We start from the raw sequence: 15,812 nt of genomic DNA, 5'->3' as shown, positions 1-15,812 counted from the left end.
TGGCCGCCAGCACCGGCATTGTGGGCGCCACCGTAGTCACCATGGGCCTGCTGTCGTTACCCACCATGCTCCGTCAGGGCTACCAGCCGCAGCTGTCCACCGGGCTGATCTGCGCCACCGGCACGCTTGGGCAGATTATTCCGCCGTCGATTGCGCTGGTGTTGCTGGGCGATGTGCTGGCCAACGCCTACCAGGACGCCCAGCTCAAGCAGGGCCTGTGGTCGCTGGACACCGTATCGGTGGGCGATCTGTTTGTCGGGGCGCTGATTCCCGGGCTGATTCTGGTGGGGCTGTACCTGCTTTATGTGGTGGTGATCAGCCTGTGGAAACCGCAATGGGCGCCCGCCTTCGCCGCCACTGACGGCGAACCCCGAGGCTGGCGCGCCCTGCTGGGCGGCCTGGTTCCGCCGCTGCTGCTGATCGCCGCAGTGCTCGGCTCTATTCTCACCGGCAAGGCCACCCCCACGGAGGCCGCCGGGGTCGGCGCCTTTGGCGCCCTGCTGCTGGCGGCCGCCAATCGGCACCTGGACCGGGCCATTGTTGGCGAGGTGGTCCGCGCCACCAGCCGGGTCACCGCCATGGTGTTCATGATCCTGATCGGCGCCAGCCTGTTTTCGCTGGTATTCCGTGGCTTTGGTGGCGAAGAGGCGGTGCATAACCTGTTCGCTGCCATGCCCGGCGGCGTGATCGGCGCCACCGTCATGGTGATGCTGCTGATTTTCCTGCTCGGCTTTATTCTCGACTTTATCGAGATCACCTTTGTGGTGGTGCCCATTGTAGCCCCGGTATTGCTGGGCATGGGGCTGGACCCGATCTGGCTGGGCGTGATGATTGCATTGAACTTGCAAACCTCGTTTCTGACCCCACCCTTCGGGTTCGCGCTGTTTTATCTGCGCGGGGTGGCGCCGCCGGAGGTAAAAACCACGCACATTTATCAGGGCGTGATACCCTTTATCGCCATACAATTAATCATGCTGGGCATTCTGGCGTTGTTCCCGGAACTCGCCACCTGGCTGCCGCATACGCTCTACGGATAACAACATGACAGACCATACTGACGACGCACCCCAGCCGATTGGGACCCTTGCCATCCAAACCATCGCCATGCCGCAGAGCGCCAACTGGAATGGCGATATTTTCGGCGGCTGGCTGGTCTCACAGATGGATCTGGCCGGTGCCGTCACCGCCCGCAAAAAAGCCCGGGGCCGCGTGGCCACCGTGGCCATCGACTCCATGGCCTTCCTGCGCCCGGTGCCCGTGGGCGCCGTGGTGAGCTGCTACACCCGGCTGCAGGACATCGGCCGCAGCTCCATGCAGATTCTGGTGGAAGTGTGGGTACGCGAAGACACCGGCACCCTGTCGAAAGTGACCGAAGGGCATTTCACCTTCGTGGCCATCGATGACACCGGGCGGACCCGGGCGGTGCCCAGGGACTGACTGCACACCTCAAACTGCAAGGCGCAGGCTACGAAGCTACTGTAGGAGCACCACTCGAGGTGCGAACCGCGTGCAAACGCGGAAATCGCCCACAGGGCGATCAGGGATTGCAGCGCTCGACAGATCGATCCAGGAACGGCGACAGAAACATGAGCCTCGTCGCGTTCGCACCTCGAGTGGTGCTCCTACAGCGGCTCTGATCAAGCTTTCTTGGCAAGCTCACTACGCACATTCATATACGACTGCTCTGCCACGGCCATGGTCTGCATGGACTCGTCGCGGAAACGGCGGTAGGAGTTGTACACCTTGCGGGCATCCTTGTTGCCCGCCACCAGCGCTTCGATGACCTCATCGCTGGCGTCTTTCAGGGCCTTGAGCACATCGTCAGGCAGGCGACGCAGTTTTACCCCGTGCTTGTTCACCAGCTCATCGAGCGCCGCATTGTTGCGGGCGGTGTACTCGTCAAGCATGTCCTGGTTTTCGGACTGGGCGGCGTAACGGATGATCGCCTGCAGGTCCGCAGGCAGCCCTTCCCACACCTTCTTGTTGATGGTCAGTTCCAGGGTCGGGCCGGGCTCCTGCCAGCCCGGGTAGTAGTAATACTCCGCTACCCGCTGCAGGCCGAAGGTCAGGTCGTTATAGGGGCCAACCCAATCCGCCGCATCAATGGCACCGGTTTGCAGCGAGGTAAAAACCTCGGCACCGGGCAGCTGTACCGGCGTGGCGCCGACCTTGCCCAGCACCTCTCCGGCCAGCCCGGGCATGCGCATTTTCAACCCTTTCAGGTCCTCAATGCTGTTGATTTCCTTGTTGAACCAGCCCGCCATCTGCGTACCGGTGTTGCCACAGGCGAACGGTTTCAGGTTGAACTGGGCATACAGGTCATCCCACAGTTCCTGGCCGCCACCATGGTGCAGCCAGCCATTCATTTCCTGGGCGGTTAGGCCGAAGGGCACCGCGGTAAAAAACGGCGTGGCCGGATGTTTGCCTTTCCAGTAATAGGCGGCGCCATGGCCCATTTCCGCACTGCCCTGGCGCACCGCATCGAATACCTCAAAGGCCGGCACCAATTCTTTCGCGCCATAGACCTTGATCTTGATCCGCCCGGCGGACATTTCTTCCACACGCTTGGCAAAACGGTTCGCCCCTGCGCCCAGGCCCGGATAGTTCTTGGGCCAGGTAGTGACCATTTTCCATTCGTAGGTCTGCTGGCTCGGCGCTTTCTTCTCGGGCTCCGGCGGTGCCGCCACCGTCTTGTCAGCCGGCGGGCAATCTTTCTGTTCACAGCCGGCCAGTGCCAGGCCACCCAGCCCCAAACCCAGGGCAGAAACAAATTTACGGCGGTCCAAGAGTCATCCTCCATCATTGGGCAGCAATGAACAGCCACCCCATTGTTCTTGTCGACGGGTCTTACGTCTGACGACGGAAGTCAGACGCAACAACACATCCCGTACCCAATTGTTTTCTCCGCGTCCGACGTCAGACCTGCGTCAAATCACTTCCAGCCGGGCGTACTGGCTGACCAGCCACTTGGTGCCGGCACCGTCGAAATTGATTTGCAGGCGCGCGTTCGGGCCCTGCCCTTCAAAGTGCAAGATAGTGCCTTCCCCGAATTTCGGGTGCAGCACCCGCGCCCCCAGGCTGATGCCGTTGGATTCGGTTTCCCGAATCGGCTTGGCCGCCCCGCCCATGGGCCGGCTGAAGCCTGCGCGGGCGCGGATTTCTTCCAGCGTTTCGGCAGGGATTTCGCGCAGGAAACGGCTGGCCGGATTGTAGTTTTCGTTGCCGTACAGACGGCGGCTTTCCGCGTGGGTCAGGTACAGCTCGCGCATGGCCCGGGTCAAACCCACATAACAAAGGCGGCGCTCTTCGGCCAGCCGGCCCGGTTCCTCGCTGGACATCTTGTGCGGGAACAAACCCTCTTCCATACCGGTGATAAACACCACCGGAAATTCCAGCCCCTTGGCCGAATGCAACGTCATCATCTGCACTGCATCCTCGTGGGCGTCGGCCTGCCCCTCGCCGGACTCCAGTGCCGCGTGATCCAGAAACGCAGTCAGGCTGTCCAGTTCCGACTCTTCGTCTTCGTCACCGAATTCACGGGTGGCAGAAAGCAGTTCGCGCAGGTTTTCCAGCCGCTGCTGGCCCTTTTCGCCTTTTTCCTTGCCGTGGAATTCCAGCAGGCCACTGGCCTCGATCACATGTTCGGTGGTTTGCGCCAGGTTCAAACCCTCGCACTGCTGCTCCAGCTGCGCGATCAAGTTCAGGAACACAGCAAGGGCATTAGTGGCACGGGCAGTAAGCAATTGCTCACCCACTACCGCCTGAGCCGCTTCCCACAGGGATACGCTTCGCTGGCGGGCCACCTCCCGCAGGGTTTCCAGGGTCTTGTTGCCGATGCCACGGGTAGGCGTATTCACCACCCGTTCGAAGGCCGCATCCGCATGACGATGGCTGAGCAGGCGCAGGTAGGCCAGCGCGTTCTTGATTTCCACCCGCTCGAAGAAGCGTTGCCCACCATAGATACGGTAGGGAATCCCCGCCTGCAGAAATGCCTCTTCCAGCACCCGTGACTGGGCGTTGGAGCGATACAGCACCGCCATTTCCCGCCGCGCGGTGCCTTCCTGAAACAGCTTGTCCATGCGCCCGGCAATAAAGCGCGCCTCGTCCACTTCATTGAAACCGGAATAGAGCCGAATCGGATCGCCATCGCCACCCTCGGTCCACAGCTCCTTGCCCAGGCGGTCGCTGTTATTGCCGATCACCGCATTGGCGGCTTTCAGGATGGTACCGGTGGAGCGATAGTTCTGCTCCAGGCGAATGGTGCGGGTGTCCGGGAAGTCGCGGCTGAATTTGTGGATATTCTCGATCTTGGCGCCGCGCCAGCCATAGATGGACTGGTCATCGTCACCGACAATGGTGACCGCGTTATTTTCGTCCGCCAGCAACCGCAGCCAGGCGTACTGAATACTGTTGGTATCCTGGAATTCGTCCACCAGAATGTGCCGGAAGCGGCGCTGATAGTGGCCGCGCAGGTTCTCGTTGTCGCGGAACAGCTCCAGCACCCGCAGCAGCATTTCATTGAAGTCCACCAGCCCGCCACGCTCACAGGCCTCTTCGTAGGCGAAGTAGATCTTCTGCATGGTCAACGCGAACAGATCGCCGCCCACATCCATATGCCGGGCACGCAGGCCCTCATCTTTCTGGCCGTTAATGAACCAGGTGGCCTGACGGGCCGGCCAGCGCTGCTCGTCCAGCCCCAGCTCCTTGCTCACCCGCTTGATCAGGCGAATCTGGTCGTCCGCATCGATGATCTGGAAGCCCTGGGGGAGCCCGGCCTCCTGCCAGTGGGCCCGCAGCAACCGGTGGGCAATGCCGTGGAAGGTGCCCACCCACATGCCGTCGGCGGACATATCCAGCAGCTGCTCAATACGTCCGCGCATTTCCGCGGCGGCCTTGTTGGTAAAGGTCACCGCCAGAATGCCAAACGGCGAGGCCTGCTCAGTGGCAATCTGCCAGGCGATCCGGTGCACCAGCACCCGGGTTTTTCCCGAGCCGGCCCCGGCCAGCACCAGCAAATGTCGGTCATCGGCAGCCACCGCATCGCGCTGGGCCGGGTTCAAGCCATCAATAAGGGAAGTCACATCATCCATGGCGCGGAAGTTTAGCAGAATGTCCCTGCCGGTGATGCCCGCCAGGGCGGGCAATTTTGCCTGACGGCCCCCTTCTCTATTATTCATCCACGAAAGTCGGTTTCCCTCCCCCCCTACCTGTGGGTAAACTGGAACACAAAAACACTCGGCCCCGAGCCAGAGGAAGAAAACACGGTGTCTTCGCAGTCTCCATCATCCCAGCCGGTACCACCGTTCAACGGTGTACTTAATGAACAGTGTCAATTGCTGCTAAGCGGCATCGCCGCCCTGTTGCTGCTGGAAAGTGCCGCCGCCATTACCCTGGTGTGGACTTACTGGTTTACCCCGATGGCCCACTCGTCCCTGCTGATCTGGCTGGGTGTCATTGCGGCGGTACAGATTGTCCGCCTGCTGGTCCTGCCCTATTGTCGCCGCCGTCTTGATGCCCAGGAAACCATGCCGTTCTGCCGCCGCATGCTCTCCGGGCTGGCCCTGTCCACGCCGTTGCTGATCGGCCTGGCCGGCTACCTGTTCAACCCGCTGGAAAGCCTGTTTACCCCACAGATGCTGGGCGCCCAGCTGGTTTGTGCCTGCCTGGGCCTGGGCCTCAGCGTGATGGCGCTGGCCGCCTACAGCAGCCATTTCCCCACCGTGTTCCTGTATCTGTTGATGCTGCTGGGCCCGACCGTGGCCCGCCTGGCGGAAACCCAGGAGAATCACCCGCTCTCACTGTTTGCTCTGATATCCCTGCTGGGACTGTTCTTTCTGGTCGCCGCCCGCCGCATCAACCGCACCGGCCACCAGGCGATGATGCTGCAGGCCAGCAACCGCTCCCTGATTGATTACCTGAACCGGGCCCGCGGCGACGCCGAAGCCCTGAACGAAAAGTTGGCGCAGGAAATCTATGAGCGCAAGGAGGCCCGCCAGCGGCTGCAGGAAACCAACGATCGGCTGGAAAGCATGGTGCAGGAACGCACCCAGGCCCTGGGCGAGACCAACACCGCCCTGGCCGCCACCAGTGAACGGCTGGAACTGGCGCTGGAAGCCAGCAACATCGGCCTGTGGGACTGGATGCTGGATACCGGGCGCAACTACCACACCAACTTCGACCGGCTGCTGGGTTACGACAGCGCCTACTTCAAGAATTTCTTCGGCGACCTGGAAACCCTGGTCCACCCGGACGACCTGACCCGCATCCGCCGTGCCATGGTGTCTCACTTCAAGGGCGAGGACAGCCGCTACCACGCGGTGTACCGGCTGCGCCACGCCGACGGCAGCTGGCGCTGGATTGAGGATGAAGGCCGGGTGGTCTCCCGCAGCCGCGACGGCCGCGCCACCCGCATGATCGGCACCCGCCGGGACATCACCGATGACCGCCAGAGCCAGGAACAGCAACGCCTGGCCGCCACCGTGTTCGAAAATGCCCCGGAAGGCATCTTCATCCTCGATCAGGCGTTCCGCTTCCTCGCCGTGAATGCTCGCTTCGAGCAGATCACCGGCTATTCCGAATCCCTGGTCATCGGCCGCCGCATTCTCGAGGATGAACAGACTCACCCCAACCGGGACGTCTACCTGGGTATTACCGCTGCCCTGCAGGAAAACGGCTTCTGGGAAGGGGAAATCAGCGAACGCCGCCGCAATGGTGAAATGTTCCCGGAATGGCTACAGATGAGCGCCGTGCGCGACGAACAGAAACGGGTGATTCGTTATGTGGGCATGATGTCCGACCTGACCTCCCGCAAGGAAACCGAGCAACAGCTGCAATTCCTGTCCAACTACGACCGCCTCACCGGCCTGGCCAACCGTACCCAGTTCCGCGAGCATCTGCACAAATCGCTGACCCTGGCCCGCCTGAACCGGGAAAAAGTGGCCCTGCTGATGATCGACCTGGACCGCTTCAAACCCATCAATGAATCCCTGGGCCATGAAATCGGTGACCGCCTGCTCAAGGCTGCCGCCGAGCGCATTGCCCAACATGCCGGCGGCGAAGAATCCCTGGCCCGGGTGGGCGGCGATGAATTTACCCTGCTGCTGGAAAATCACGGCGGCGAAGGCAGCATCAGCCAGCAGTGCCAGAAACTGATCAACGCCATGAAAAAGCCGTTCCTGATTGACGGCCACGAACTGCTGCTGGGCGCCAGCATCGGCATCAGCCTGTTCCCGGATACCGCCAAAGAAGCCCAGAGCATGATCAACCAGTCCGACATGGCGGTGTACCAGGCCAAGCGCAGCGGCGGCAATAACTTCCAGTTCTATCGCAGCAACATGCGGGTAGCGTCGGTGGAACAGCTGGCCCTGGAAACCAGCCTGCGCAAGGCCATCTTCAAGAACGAATTCGTGGTGCACTACCAGCCGAAAATGGAGCTGGCCAGCAACCGCATCACCTCGGTGGAAGCCCTGGTGCGCTGGCAGCACCCCACCATGGGCCTGCTGCCGCCGGCGGACTTCATTCCCCTGGCCGAAGAAACCGGGCTGATTTCCGCCATCGGTGAACTGGTACTGGAGCGCTCCTGCCGCCAGGCCCACAAGTGGTACAAACAGGGGCTGGGCAACATCTGTGTATCGGTAAACCTGTCAGCCCACCAGTTCCGCAAAGGCAACGTGGCAGAAATCGTGGACCGGGTACTGTCCACCACCGAACTGCCCCCGCACCTGCTGGAACTGGAACTCACCGAAAGCCTGATCATGGAAGACATGGAGCAGAACATCGAGCTGCTTCAGCAACTGCGCACCCGGGGCATTGAGCTGGCGCTGGACGATTTCGGCACCGGCTATTCGTCGCTGAGCTACCTGAAGCGTTTCCCGGTGGACACCCTGAAGATCGATCGCTCCTTCATCATGGATCTGGACAAGAGCCCGGACGATGCCGCCATTACCCGCGCCATCATCGACATGGCCCACAGCCTGAAGATGAACGTAATCGCCGAAGGGGTAGAAACCGAAGACCACCTGAGCATTCTGCGCGACATGCATTGCGACAGCATCCAGGGCTACCTGATCAGCCGCCCGGTGCCGGAAAACGAGTTACTGGAATTGCTACACACCCAGGCCTATAGACAGCAGTTGAAAGTTGACAATTGATAGTTGACAGCTGCGCGGAACAGGGCTGTTTTGTCTGAAATAAAAGAGGCCGCGCTCAAACTTTGGGCGCGGCCTCTACGGTTTCAAAACATGACGTGCTGCGGCGTGTCGCTGTCAACTGTCCACTATCAACTGTCAACTGATCCCAGCAGCTCCAGCGTCTCCTCCGCCCGAAAATACCCTTCCAGGTGCCGACGCAGCCACGCCTCCAGCAGCCCTTCGCTCTGCAGCTTGGCCATCACTGGCGGCAGGAAGCGGCGGGCATCATCAAGCATCAGCTCGCGGGTGACGCCCAGCTCATCCAGCAGGCCAGTGAGGCTGGTATCACCATATTTATCGAAAAACGCCTGCACGCCCGCTTCCAGCATGGCATTGAAGTAATCCGTGTGGCGCAGATCCCGCCAGTACTCGAACACGATCACGAACAGCTCCTGAATATCCTCGCTGCTCACCAGTTCCTTCAGGTCCGCCACCGGGCGCTGGGAAAAGTCCTGCCAGCCCACCTTCACCAACTCGCGCAACTCATCCAGGTTCTCGTCGCGATACAGGTACGGATCACTCAACAATTGCTCCGTGCGACGCAGTAACCATTCCTGCAGTCGTGCCTCCAGGCTGGCCAGCCAGCGTTCCGGCAAGCGCTTGCTCAGCTGGCTGCGCAGGGGGCCGGGCAGCCCCTGATGCAGCAACGTCTTGAGCCCCAGTTGCGCACCGCCTGCCAGCAAGGCCAGCAACACCGGGTTACGCCCCAGCCAGGCCATGCCTTGCCGCGACAGGGGAATTTCCAGCCCCTTGTCCAGCAGCGCCATCACTACGGCTTCGTCGACCACATCCTCCACGGTGCGCTCACTCTGGATGGCGTGGTCATAAAACCGTTCCACCATATCGCCCACCAGCTCGGGAATCGCGCCGCTGATATCCATCTCCACCGCGTATTTCTGCGCCGTGGCAAATACTTGACCGGCTTGCACCCACTGGTTGAGGGAATAACCCGCCGCCCGCTCAAGCACGTAGTCCAGCTCCTCAACCACCAGTGAATCCAGCTGTTCCGGCGAGAGACGCGCCAGCAGATAATCGACCAGCCCATCCAGTAAACGATTTGCCACTTCCTGTTTATTGCCCGCCATTTTTTGCATTTCCCGATGAAAAGTTCTTGATGCTGCGCACAGCAATTGTATCATTGAATGATGTAACAGTTACGGAGGGACGCACAATGGCGATCTCGATTCTGCCCATACGCCGCAACCTGAAATTCAACCTGAACCCGGCCAAGGCCCTCACCTGGCACCGGGACGGCCTGAATGTCAGCCAGTTCCTCAATACCATGAGTCTGTTCTTCCCGGTGGGTGAGCGCTTCTTTATCGATAGCGTCCGCCACTATCGCGACCAGATTACCGATTCGGAACTGAAAAAGGCAGTCACTGCCTTTATCGGTCAGGAAGCCATGCACGGCCGTGAGCACGAAGAATACAACGACTTCGTGGCCCAGGCAGGGATTCCGCTGCATGCCCAGGAAGCCTTCGTTGCCAAGCTGCTTGGGGCCGCCCAGCAATATAGCCCCAAAGCCTTTCAGCTGGCTGCCACCGTAGCACTGGAACACCTGACCGCCATTCTCGGCGGCGGCCTGCTGGATCTGCCCGAGATCATGGAAGGCGCCGACGAAGGCTACAAGGCGATCTGGAACTGGCACGCCCTGGAAGAAACCGAACACAAGGCTGTGGCCTTCGATGTGTACCGCACGGTGATCGGCGACGACAGCAACCTGGGCGCCTACGCCCTGCGCAGCGGCACCCTGGTGCTGGCCACTGGCATTTTCTTTGCCCTGTTCATTCCCTTCTACCTGCATAACGTGCGCATCAAGGGCGGCCTGACCGACCTGAAAGGCTGGCGCGCCGTGGCCAAACACACCTGGGGCCGCAAAGGGATTTTCCTGAACATCACCAAGCCCTGGTTCGACTGGTTCAAACCCGGTTTTCATCCGTGGGATCACGATAACAGCGAGCAGCTGCAAAACTTCGAGGCCCTGCTTGGCAACCTCCTCAAAGAGGAAGCCGCTTAACCGTTTTCCAATTCACCGAGCTCTCCCTTTTCCGGTGACTTTCAGGGTCGGCACTTTGCCGGCCCTTTTTTTTGCCGCTCTGCGGCTGCAGCATGCTTCACGCAGCATGCAACACGCTGGCAAACCTGCCGAGATTGGGCCTCATAACGAAAAAAGCGCCTGCTTTTGCAGACGCTTTTTCATGAGTCCAATGCGGGGATTACCCGTCGTTGCCCTCTTGAGTAGACACCACACGATCATCTGCCAGGCGAATGTTGGCCGCTGGCGCATTGCCGTCCCGGTCCTCGCCGAAGTACAGGGTGGTATGCGGGAACGGGATCTCTATACCGGCCTTGTCGAAGTAGATCTTCACCAGCCGGTTGAAGGCACGGCCCACCGCCCACTGATTGCCCGGTGTGGTCTTGATCACCACGCGGATATTCACCGAGCTGTCCGCCAGGGCCGTCACCCCGGCCACGGTCATGGGCGCGAGGATATTATCCTTGTGCTCACCTTCCTTGAGCGCCTCGAAGGCCGCCTCAAGCTGAACGATGGCATCGTCAATGCTTTCCCGATAACCAATGCCGTATTCGCCCACATGGTTACCGTATTCGCGGGTGTAATTGGATACCGCATCCACCGAGGAGAACGGCACGATGTGGTAGGTGCCATAGAGATCACGCAATGCCACCGAACGGATCCCCACTCGCTCCACCGTGCCGGAGTTGGCGCCAACCCCGACAAAATCACCGGTATTCATGGCATTCTCCAGCTGAATAAACACCCCGGTAATCACATCCTGCACCAGCTTCTGGGCACCGAAACCAATGGCCAGACCCAACACACCGGCACCGGCAATCAGCGGGCCGATATCCACACCAACCTCGGAAAGCACGATCATCGCCGTCATGATGATGATGGTGATGGCCAAGGAGGTATGGAACAGCCCCAGTAACGTCTCACCCCGCGCCGCCTGGGCCGGCGTACTGGTTTCTCCGGGGCTGAATTTATGCTCGACCAGGCTGGCCAGGGCAATCCAGACGGCCGCCGCCAGCGCCAGAATCAGCAAGATATCAATCAGCGCAGAAACGGTTTGCGCACCGGCGGTGGTGGCGTACCAGGCCGCCAAGTCATAGAGCTGCCAGGCATCCAGCGACAACACCAATACCAGCGCCAGGATCAGCCCGCGAATGATTTTCAGGCCGGTGGGCACATAAGTGTTCACCCGGGCCTGAAGGCGGGGCATGCTGGCGTTGAGCCGTTCCGACAGCTGGATTTCCTTGCCAATCAACTGCCCCAGCGCCACTGATACCAGCAGGCCCAGGCCCACATAAATCAGCGTTTCCAACGTTGCCAAGGCCACAAAGGGCAGCGCCGTTTCCGGGTTCAGCACGGTGGCGGTAAACACCAGCAATGCGTACGCCAACGCCAGCCAGTGCCAGGTACGCGCCAACAACAGCAGCAACAGCCGGATTGGCCCGGACCCGGCATTGGCCCGATGCGTCAACGCCTGACGCAACACCTGGCGCTTGCGCCAGATCACCACCGCCGCATACACCAGCGCCACCAGCATGATCACTGTCCCCACGCCACTGCCCAGCGAGGGCGACACATTGAAGTTCAGCACCGGCACCAGCACCAGCATGCCATAGCCAATCAACCCGGCTTCACGGGCCAGAAAGCGGTTACAGTAGCGCGCCTGTTCTGCCGCCACCGGCAGCAGTCGCAGGCCCTCGTAGCGGGAGGAAAAGAACATCCGCAGACCCACCTTGGCCAGCTCAACCAGCAGGAAGGCATTCAGAAACAGCGCTAACCGGGTGGCATCCGCGCCCAGCTGTTCGGTGAGCAGTGGCGCCACAAAAGTGCCGGCCAAGTAGGCCAGCACCACCACGACAATATCCAGTAGTGCAGCAACCGCCACGGCCACCATGGTGCGCAGGATCGCCAACTTCTCTGAACCGGCCCGGGCCCAGCCGCTGAGACGGGCAAAGACCGAGCTTCCCACCGCACGCAGCGACCAGAACACCACAAACGTCACGGCCACCAGAATCGCCAGATTCAACAAGGCGGCACTGACCGTTTTCATGTCCACCGGAGCCGCCGCTGCTACCGACTGGCTGGCATCGGCATCGCCGCCAAACCAGCCCGACACCAAGGCGCCCAGCGCTGCAAATTGCCGGCCCATATCACCGGCCAGGTTACCGGTGGCCGCCGCCATGCGGCGCGCCATGGAGACTTGCTCCGCGGTCTGCCCGCTGGGGGCCTGGGCAGCAATCTCCGCGGCTGGCACTTCGCCTTCCAGCCCCAACGACTCAGGCTGGGCAGACGCGTGCACGCCACGCAACTGATCAATCAGCACTTGGCGGCTGGCGTCATTTTCCAGCAAATCCGCCAGCTCCGCGTATTCACCCGGTTGCGCCGCAACCGGCTGCGCGGGCTCCGCAGCGTGGGCCGCTGCGGTGAAAAACACGAGCAAAAAAGTCACCAGGGCTGTGAAGCCGCGAAAGGTCTGGACTGGAGGGCGCAAACTGATCTCCTTATCCCGGTCATCGCCGAGCAAAATACACAATTTGAAGATTGTTCAGGCGCCCACCCTAACAAGTCAGACAGCGAAAAATGTGAAGATTGCGCGAAGGATTGCCCCCCGGTTACACCCCGACATTGACCCTGGGGAGCCATCCCCGGGGTGAGAATGCCAGTCATAGCGGTTGACCGTGACATTGAGCGCTGTAATGATCGAGTTACATTCCAACGACAACACGGTGGAGGCGTTCATGAACGCATTCTGGACCCCGGATTCCCAGGCCCTGGCGCCTTACCTCTCTGCCTGGCAGAACGCCCACAAAGGCCTGCAGATCATTGCTGGATCCCTGCAACCGGGCATGACCGAGCAGGATTGCGAACTGCTGATTCGCGACTGGCTGCGTGCGCACCAACTGTTCGATCCCGCCCGGCCGCCGAAGGTGCGCTTTACCAATCAACCCAGCCGCCGTCGCTTTGGCCTGAACAGACCGGGAAAGCGCCGTTACCGGATCGGCATGGGCTATATACTGCGTTGCGATGCGGTACAAAACGGCTACGCCGCCAAGGCCTGCCTCAGCGGCCCCGACGTGGCTCCGCTGGCCGCATTACACCGCCGCCTGCGTGACTATCGCGACCAGCTACCGCTGGCCCTGGCCCGGGGAGAAACACCCCAGCAGCTTGCTGGCCGTTTCTCCGGCCTGCGCCAGCACTATCGGTTGGCGCCGCTCACCGGCACTCTGCCGGAAGGTAATCGCATCGGAGAAGGGCCGCTGATACCCGGGCTGTGGCAATGGCAACTGACGTTGAGCGACGGTACGCACAGCGTCGGCAGCAGTGAATTCCTGCTGATGGACGATCAGGGACCGCGCTGGCTGACCCCCGCTCCGGCCCACCTGCTCGACAACAACACTGGCGACAAGCAAGAGGAAGCAGCCTGATGGTGCAGTGGCGCGACAGCAAAGTAAGCCGTAATGGCGTGGACCTGGCGGTGCGTACCTGGAGTGCGGACAAAAGCCCCACGGTGATACTGGTACACGGCTACCCGGACGCCAATCATGTCTGGGAAAAAGTGGCGGAACGCCTTAGCCGGCATTTCAAAGTCGTCGCCTATGACGTACGCGGCGCCGGCAATTCTTCCGTGCCGCAAGGCCGCGCCGCTTACAAGTTGCGGGAACTGCGCAACGACCTGCATGCGGTCATGGACGCCGTCAGCCCGGATGAAAAGGTGCATCTGGTGGGGCACGACTGGGGCTCCATCCAGACCTGGGAATCAGTCACCGATCCCGGCGCCGAGCAACGCATCGCCTCCTACACCACCCTGTCCGGCCCGTGCCTGGATCATGTGGGGCAGTGGATGAAGGCGCGACTGCGCGAACAGGAAATCGGCGCCGTGCTCAATCAGCTCGCCCACTCCTGGTACATCGGCCTCTTCCAGTTGCCGGTGCTGGCCCCGACCCTGTGGAAAGCCGGCCTGGCCAAGGTCTGGCCGCAGGTACTGCGCCGCACCGAAAACCTGCACAGCGAAGTCAGCGCCACTCAACAGCAGGACGGCGTGCACGGTATCGAACTGTACCGCGCCAACATGCTGCCTTGTCTGCTCAAGCCCCGGGAGCGGCATACCAAAGTCCCGGTGCAGCTGATCGTTGCCCGCGAAGACAACTATGTGCGCCCGGCCATGCTCGAAGACCTGCCCCAGTGGACAGATCGCCTGTGGCGCCGGGAAATAGACTGCGGACACTGGAGCCCCCTTCTCCAGTATCCGGACGTGACCGCCGGCTGGATCAGTGAGTTCATCCAGCATGTTGAAGGCGCCCCCGCCAGCGAGGCGCTCAAGCGCGCCCAGGTCAATGCCGACCCGCAGCCCGCAGCAGATAGCAGCCATCCGGGAACCGGCAACCACGCCTCTACGAAGCACCCGCAGGAACGTAGCGTAGCGGAGTAACGCACGCAGTGCGGCCCGAAGGGTGAGCGAAGCGAATAACCTGCCTGCGGGTGATCCGAGCCTGGGCGAGGCAAGGATTCCAGAAGCGGGTTACGAGTCACGAGTTTCGAAAATCAAAAAAACCAGCCAAGTACGGGGTTTGGGGTTTTGCCTTTCGAAACTCGCTTCTCGCAACTCGAAACTCTCACCTCGCCCAGGCTCGCCCGCGTTGTTGCGTGATGCATGTAGCGTGCTGCGTCTCCCCTTCTAGCCCCAGTGCAAAAAGGGGGCTATCATCGCCACATGAAAACCAGTGACCGTAATCCCGCAGCTATTTTGCGCAGCCTGAAGAAATACACCCAACCGGCTGAGCAACAGGCCCCGGCAGACGCCGGCGACCACAAGGAATTCACCATCGACGAACTGGCCCGCGAAGCCAGCTCGACGGTGCGTAACGTGCGTGCCTACCAGGATCGCGGCATTCTTCCGCCCCCGGAAAAGCGCGGCCGCACCGGTATTTATACCGACGTGCACCTGGCCCGGTTGAAAATTATCGGCGCCCTGCTGGAGCGCGGTTACACGCTCAACAACATCCGCGACCTGCTCAGCGCCTGGGAACAGGGCCGCGAGCTCAACGATATTCTCGGCCTGGAAGTGGCCGTTACTTCCTGGCAGAACCCCAGCGTCCCCTCCTACGTGGACTACCAGGACCTGCTCGATGACTTTGGTGAAGACATCACCCCGGAAGTGATGACCAAGGCGGTCAAGCTCGGCTATATCATCCCCGAAGGCATGCGTCTGCGCCTGCCCTACCCGCGCGTCTACAACGCCGGCAAGGAACTCAGCGAAGCCGGCGTGCCGCTGGATGCAGTGCTTACCCATGTGAGCCTGGTCCGCGAAGAAGTGGACAAGCTGGCCGAACGCTTTATCGGCATGATCATCCACCACCTGGTGGACGAGAAATACGGCGACGAAGCCCTCCCGGAAGGCGAAGACGTGCCCAAGCTGGCCGACTTCATCACCCGCATTCGCCCGCTGGCGGATGCCGTGGTCAGCGATGAACTGGGCCGGGTACTGGAAAAGAGCATCAACAAGATTCTCGTCGATCGCCTGGCCAACGTGCTGGCGCATATGGAAAAGAATATCTGAAAAGCAGTTACAAGTTTAAAGTTTAAAGTTGCAA

The 15,812-nt window shown here is 61.0% G+C and carries 11 protein-coding genes; 7 read left to right on the top strand and 4 right to left on the bottom strand.

Annotated features, from left to right (window positions below):
• A partial coding sequence (locus A3730_RS14960) for a TRAP transporter large permease subunit (protein ID WP_063538337.1) occupies window positions 1-1,037 on the top strand: 1,037 nt, incomplete at its 5' end.
• Window positions 1,038-1,041: 4 nt separating this feature from the next.
• Entirely contained in the window at window positions 1,042-1,437 is a 396-nt protein-coding gene (locus tag A3730_RS14955) for an acyl-CoA thioesterase (protein ID WP_063519537.1), read from the top strand.
• 200 nt (window positions 1,438-1,637) lie between these two features.
• On the opposite strand, the gene A3730_RS14950 is transcribed toward A3730_RS14955, so the two are convergent.
• Both A3730_RS14950 and uvrD read right to left on the bottom strand, forming a co-directional pair.
• Window positions 1,638-2,786 carry a TRAP transporter substrate-binding protein gene (locus tag A3730_RS14950; RefSeq protein WP_063519536.1) on the bottom strand — a complete coding sequence of 383 codons (1,149 nt, stop codon included), beginning with the start codon at window positions 2,784-2,786 and terminating at the stop codon, window positions 1,638-1,640.
• A 141-nt stretch (window positions 2,787-2,927) separates the two neighbouring features.
• Complete coding sequence (gene uvrD / locus A3730_RS14945; protein ID WP_063538339.1) at window positions 2,928-5,090, bottom strand: DNA helicase II; 2,163 nt, start codon at window positions 5,088-5,090, stop codon at window positions 2,928-2,930.
• Between the two features lie 174 nt (window positions 5,091-5,264).
• On the opposite strand from uvrD, the gene A3730_RS14940 reads away from it, so the two are divergent.
• Window positions 5,265-8,150: a GGDEF domain-containing phosphodiesterase gene (locus tag A3730_RS14940; protein WP_231883965.1), complete on the top strand. Its 2,886-nt coding sequence runs from the start codon at window positions 5,265-5,267 to the stop codon at window positions 8,148-8,150.
• A gap of 128 nt (window positions 8,151-8,278) precedes the next feature.
• Here A3730_RS14940 and A3730_RS14935 read toward each other — a convergent pair whose 3' ends face one another.
• Entirely contained in the window at window positions 8,279-9,274 is a 996-nt protein-coding gene (locus A3730_RS14935) for a hypothetical protein (RefSeq protein WP_063520906.1), read from the bottom strand.
• 86 nt (window positions 9,275-9,360) lie between these two features.
• Here A3730_RS14935 and A3730_RS14930 point away from each other — a divergent pair, with 86 nt between their 5' ends.
• Complete coding sequence (locus tag A3730_RS14930) at window positions 9,361-10,206, top strand: metal-dependent hydrolase (protein ID WP_063520904.1); 846 nt, start codon at window positions 9,361-9,363, stop codon at window positions 10,204-10,206.
• Window positions 10,207-10,405: 199 nt separating this feature from the next.
• On the opposite strand, the gene A3730_RS14925 is transcribed toward A3730_RS14930, so the two are convergent.
• Entirely contained in the window at window positions 10,406-12,655 is a 2,250-nt protein-coding gene (locus A3730_RS14925) for a mechanosensitive ion channel domain-containing protein (protein ID WP_231880692.1), read from the bottom strand.
• 262 nt (window positions 12,656-12,917) lie between these two features.
• On the opposite strand from A3730_RS14925, the gene A3730_RS14920 reads away from it, so the two are divergent.
• The 3 genes from A3730_RS14920 (at window position 12,918) to A3730_RS14910 (ending at window position 15,778) form a co-directional block, all read left to right on the top strand.
• Window positions 12,918-13,646 (top strand): hypothetical protein, encoded by a 729-nt coding sequence (locus A3730_RS14920; protein ID WP_063520903.1) that lies wholly within the window; start codon window positions 12,918-12,920, stop codon window positions 13,644-13,646.
• Complete coding sequence (locus A3730_RS14915; protein WP_082872393.1) at window positions 13,646-14,650, top strand: alpha/beta fold hydrolase; 1,005 nt, start codon at window positions 13,646-13,648, stop codon at window positions 14,648-14,650. Before A3730_RS14920 ends, A3730_RS14915 begins: the two co-directional genes overlap by 1 nt.
• Before the next feature lie 282 nt (window positions 14,651-14,932).
• A complete protein-coding gene (locus A3730_RS14910; protein ID WP_063538333.1) occupies window positions 14,933-15,778 on the top strand; it encodes a MerR family transcriptional regulator in 846 nt (281 codons plus the stop codon).
• The last annotated feature ends 34 nt before the right edge of the window (window positions 15,779-15,812 follow it).

The organism is Alcanivorax sp. HI0044, from assembly GCF_001634945.1.
Note: the sequence above shows the minus strand (reverse complement) of the source record. Positions and strands in the feature narration are given on the sequence as shown.

What these genes read in the sequence shown, in the direction of transcription:
- A3730_RS14955 (WP_063519537.1), top strand. Translation starts at nt 1,042, where the DNA reads ATGACAGACCATACTGACGACGCACCCCAGCCGATTGGGACCCTTGCC.
- A3730_RS14915 (WP_082872393.1), top strand. Translation starts at nt 13,646, where the DNA reads ATGGTGCAGTGGCGCGACAGCAAAGTAAGCCGTAATGGCGTGGACCTG.
- A3730_RS14930 (WP_063520904.1), top strand. Translation starts at nt 9,361, where the DNA reads ATGGCGATCTCGATTCTGCCCATACGCCGCAACCTGAAATTCAACCTG.
- A3730_RS14935 (WP_063520906.1), bottom strand. Translation starts at nt 9,274, where the DNA reads ATGGCGGGCAATAAACAGGAAGTGGCAAATCGTTTACTGGATGGGCTG.
- A3730_RS14920 (WP_063520903.1), top strand. Translation starts at nt 12,918, where the DNA reads ATGATCGAGTTACATTCCAACGACAACACGGTGGAGGCGTTCATGAAC.
- uvrD (WP_063538339.1), bottom strand. Translation starts at nt 5,090, where the DNA reads ATGGATGATGTGACTTCCCTTATTGATGGCTTGAACCCGGCCCAGCGC.
- A3730_RS14910 (WP_063538333.1), top strand. Translation starts at nt 14,933, where the DNA reads ATGAAAACCAGTGACCGTAATCCCGCAGCTATTTTGCGCAGCCTGAAG.